General features: G+C 70.5%; 2 protein-coding genes. Both read left to right on the top strand.

Annotated features, from left to right (window positions below):
- The first annotated feature begins 229 nt into the window (after positions 1 to 229).
- Positions 230 to 2,266, top strand: coding sequence for a glycoside hydrolase family 2 protein (locus ACG04R_RS28310; protein WP_394418137.1), 2,037 nt, complete (start codon positions 230 to 232; stop codon positions 2,264 to 2,266).
- A 5-nt stretch (positions 2,267 to 2,271) separates the two neighbouring features.
- Complete coding sequence (locus ACG04R_RS28305) at positions 2,272 to 3,981, top strand: glycoside hydrolase family 9 protein (RefSeq protein ID WP_394418140.1); 1,710 nt, start codon at positions 2,272 to 2,274, stop codon at positions 3,979 to 3,981.
- Positions 3,982 to 4,150: the final 169 nt, after the last annotated feature.

Raw genomic sequence — 4,150 nt, 5'->3', positions numbered from 1 at the left:
GCCAGGTCGCGGCCTGCGGCACGGTCAGCCGCAGCGGCGCGCAGTACACGGCCCACGTCTCTCAGGGGGCGCTGCGCGACTGGAGCCTGGATGTGGACGGCAAGCGCAGCCCCGTGCAGGCCGACGGTGCGTCGCTGAGCTGGAGCGTCTGACGGGCTGACGGCCCCAAGCCGGTGGACGGCGCCTCACAGGCGCGCCACCGGCTCCTTCGTTGGATGGAGTGACCGTGATGGCCTGGCGTCGTGTTCGAGAGCTTCTGCTGCTGGCCCTGGTACTTGTCGGCGGCGGCGTGTCGGCACGGCAGGTCACGGCGCTGGACGATGGCTGGCGTTTTCTGCGTGCCGACGTGGCAGGCGCGGGCGCCACGGTCTTCGACGATTCGGTGTGGGCGGTCGTGCGCCTGCCCCACACCTGGAACGGCATCGACGGCGAGGCTGGCGGCGCCTACTACCGCGGCCCGGGCTGGTATCGCCGCGAGCTGCAGATCTCGGCTGCCGCGCTTCCGTCACGACACTTCCTGCAGTTCGACGGCGCCGCGCTGCGGGCCGAGATCTGGGTCAACGGCCAGCTCGCCGGCCGCCACGACGGTGGCTACGCGGCCTTCCGCGTCGACATCAGCGCGCCGCTGCGTGCAGGCCGCAACGTGATCGCCGTGCGCGTTGACAACGCGACGGCAAAACACGTCGCGCCGCTGGGCGGCGACTTCACCGTCTTCGGCGGCCTGTACCGCAGCGTGAAGCTGCTGACCGTGCCGGCCGCGCACTTCGATCTGCTGGACGATGGCGGGCCGGGCGTCTACGTGTCGGCGGACGACGTGACTGCCGAGCGAGCGCACCTGTCGCTGCGTGCCCGCGTGCGCAACGACGGCGGCACTGCCGGCAAGCTCGCGCTGCATCTCCAGCTCCGCGACGCGCAGGGCCGCGACGTGGCGCACAGCGAGCAGTCCATCGAAGCAGCGGCGCAAGCCACGGTCTCGGCCGAGCAACCCTGGACCGTGCCTCGTCCTCACCTCTGGCAAGGCGCCGCCGACCCGTACGTCTACACGCTGACTGCCGAGCTGCGCGACGGCGCCACCGTGCTCGACACCGTGACGCTGCCCATCGGCATGCGCAGCATCCGCATCGACCCGCAACGCGGCCTGTTGCTGAACGGCCAGCCCTACGCGGTGCATGGCGTCAACCTGTTCCACAGCGGCCGCCCTGGCCACGGCCTGGCGGTGAGCGACGCGCAGATCGACGAGGACTTCCGCATCCTCGACGAGCTGGGCGTCACCGGCCTGCGCTTCGTGCACTTCCAGCATCCGCAGCGCGCCTACGACGACGCCGACCGCGCCGGGCTGCTGGTGCTGACCGAGATTCCGCTCAACAGCGCGATGGACGAGGGCGAGGCCTTCCGCGCCAACCTGTCCCAGCAGTTGCGCGAACTGATCAAGCAGAACCAGCACCATCCGTCGGTGATCGTCTTGGGCGTCGGCAACGAGGTCTACCGCTCGGATGCGCCGGTGGTGGACCTGCTCGCGCAGCTCACCCGCGAAACCCACGCGCTCGACCCGACGCGCCCCACGATCTACGCCCACTGCTGCGCCGCCGACGACCACGCGATGGCGCGGCAGACCGACGTCATCGGCTTCAACCGCTACTACGGCTGGTACGACGGCACGTTCGCCGACATCGGCCCGTGGGCCGACCGCGTGCACGCCGCGCAGCCGGACCGCGCACTGTCGCTGACCGAGTACGGCGCCGGCGCCAGCGTGCTGCACCAGCAGGACCCGCCGGTACGCCCGCAGACCACGGCACGCTTCCACCCCGAGCAATACCAGGCGCTGTTCCACGAGGCCTACTGGCCGCAGATCGCCGCGCGGCCGTGGCTGTGGGGCAGCTTTGTCTGGGTCGGCTTCGACCTTGCCTCGGCGGGCCGCAACGAAGGTGACCGGCCGGGCATCAACGACAAGGGCCTCGTCACCTACGACCGCGCCACGCGCAAGGACGCCTTCCTGTACTACCAGGCGCAGTGGTCCGCGAAGCCCGTGCTGCACTTCGCCAGCCGCCGCGCCACGCCGCGTGCCGTCGGGCCGGTGGACGTGAAGGTCTACGCCAACGGCGGCCGCGTCACACTGACGCTGAACGGCGCCGAGCTGCCCGCACAGGCCACGCGCGGCGGCATCGCCATCTGGCCCGGCGTGCCGCTGCAGCCGGGCCGCAACCGACTCGAAGCCCGTGCCGACAACGGCGCCACCGACAACATCACCTGGATTGCCATTCCTTGAACTTCATGACCCACGGTTTCCGCCACGGCCTGCTGGCCGCCTGCCTGTCCGCTGCGGGCCTCGCCCACGCTGACGGCATCGCCATCAACCAGATCGGCTACCTGCCCGGCGCCGCCAAGGTCGCGGCCGTGCCGGCGGGGGATGCGAAGGCCTTCTCGGTCGTCGACGCCGGCACCGGACGCACGGTGCTACGCGGCGACCTCGGCGCCACCGCGCGCTGGGAGCCCGCCGCCCAGGACGTTCGCCTGGCCGACTTCTCCGTGCTGAAGGCGCCGGGCCACTACCGGCTGCACGTCGACGGCATGGCGGACTCGCCGACCTTCATCGTCGCCGCCGATGCCTACGCGGCCGTGAGCGCCGCGGCCATCAAGGCCTACTACTTCAACCGCGCTAGCACGCCGCTGTTGGCTGCCAACGCCGGCCGCTGGGCGCGCCCCGCTGGCCACCCGGACGACCATGTGCTGGTGCACGCCTCCGCTGCCGGCCCGGGCCGGCCGGAAGGCACCGTCATCAGCGCACCCAAGGGCTGGTACGACGCCGGTGACTACAACAAGTACATCGTCAACTCCGGCATCACTGTCTACACGCTGCTGGCTGCGTACGAGCATTTCCCGGCCTTCTTCAAGGCGCAGCAGCTCAACATCCCCGAGACCGGCAACGGCCTGCCCGACGTGCTCAACGAGGCGCTGTGGAACCTGGAGTGGATGCTCGCGATGCAGGACCCCGCGGACGGCGGCGTTTATCACAAGCTCACCAACAAGGGCTTCGATGGCATCGTGATGCCGGCCGACGCCAAGGGCGAGCGTTACGTCGTGCAGAAGAGCACCGCGGCTGCGCTGGACTTCGCTGCCGTCATGGCCCAGGCCAGTCGCGTGTTCGCCGCGTTCGAGGCGCAGCGGCCGGGCCTGTCGGCCCGCATGCTGGCCGCGTCCCGCCGCGCGTGGGACTGGGCGCAGGCCCACCCGAAGGATGTCTACCGGCAGCCGTCCGACATCCGCACCGGTGGCTACGGCGATGACAAACTCGACGACGAGTTCGCCTGGGCCGGCACCGAGCTGTGGGTCACGACGCGCGACGCGCGTTACCGGCCCGACCTCGACAAGCTCGCCATCAACGTGCCGTCCTGGGGCGACGTGAAGGGCCTGGCCTGGGTCACGCTGGCGCAGCAGCGCAGCACGCTGACCACGGCCGATGCCGCGCTCGTCGAGTCCCGCGTCGCGACGCTGGCGGCGGAGCAGGTGGCCCTGTGGCGCGCCTCGGCCTACCGCGTCGGCACGCGCTCGCAGGACTACGACTGGGGCAGCAACTCCGGCATGCTCAACCGCGCGCTGATGCTGATCCAAGCCTACCGCCTCAAGCCCTCGCCCGACACGCTGGCCGCGGCGCAGGCGCTGTTCGATCACGTGCTGGGCCGCAACCCGCTGGGCCAGTCCATGGTGACCGGCTTCGGCGCCAAGCCGCCGCTGCACCCGCACCACCGCCCATCCGAGGCCGATGGCGTCGACGCCCCGGTACCCGGTTTCCTCGTCGGTGGCCCCAATGCCGGCCAGCAGGATCAGAAAGGCTGCCCCGTGACCTACGCTTCCAGGTTGCCGGCGCTGTCCTACCTCGACCACCTCTGCAGCTACGCCAGCAACGAGGTCGCGATCAACTGGAACGCGCCGCTCGTCTACGTCTCGGCCGCGTTGCAGGCCCTGACGCCGACGCCTCGCTGAACGCCCAACAACAAGAACGGAGACACCATGTCCAACACCACTCGCCACCCACTGACCTGGGTGCCCTCGCTCTACCTGGCCATGGGCCTGCCCAATGTGATGGTGGGCGTCGTCGCGGCCATCATCTACAAGAACCTGGGCGTGGCCAACGAGGACATCGCGCTCTACA

Origin of the sequence: Pelomonas candidula, from assembly GCF_043555985.1 — a bacterium.
In the GTDB taxonomy this organism is placed as follows: domain Bacteria; phylum Pseudomonadota; class Gammaproteobacteria; order Burkholderiales; family Burkholderiaceae_C; genus Pelomonas; species Pelomonas candidula.
Note: the sequence above shows the minus strand (reverse complement) of the source record. Positions and strands in the feature narration are given on the sequence as shown.

Excerpts from the sequence above, each read along its gene's own strand:
- ACG04R_RS28310 (WP_394418137.1), top strand. The coding sequence starts at position 230 with ATGGCCTGGCGTCGTGTTCGAGAGCTTCTGCTGCTGGCCCTGGTACTT.
- ACG04R_RS28305 (WP_394418140.1), top strand. The coding sequence starts at position 2,272 with ATGACCCACGGTTTCCGCCACGGCCTGCTGGCCGCCTGCCTGTCCGCT.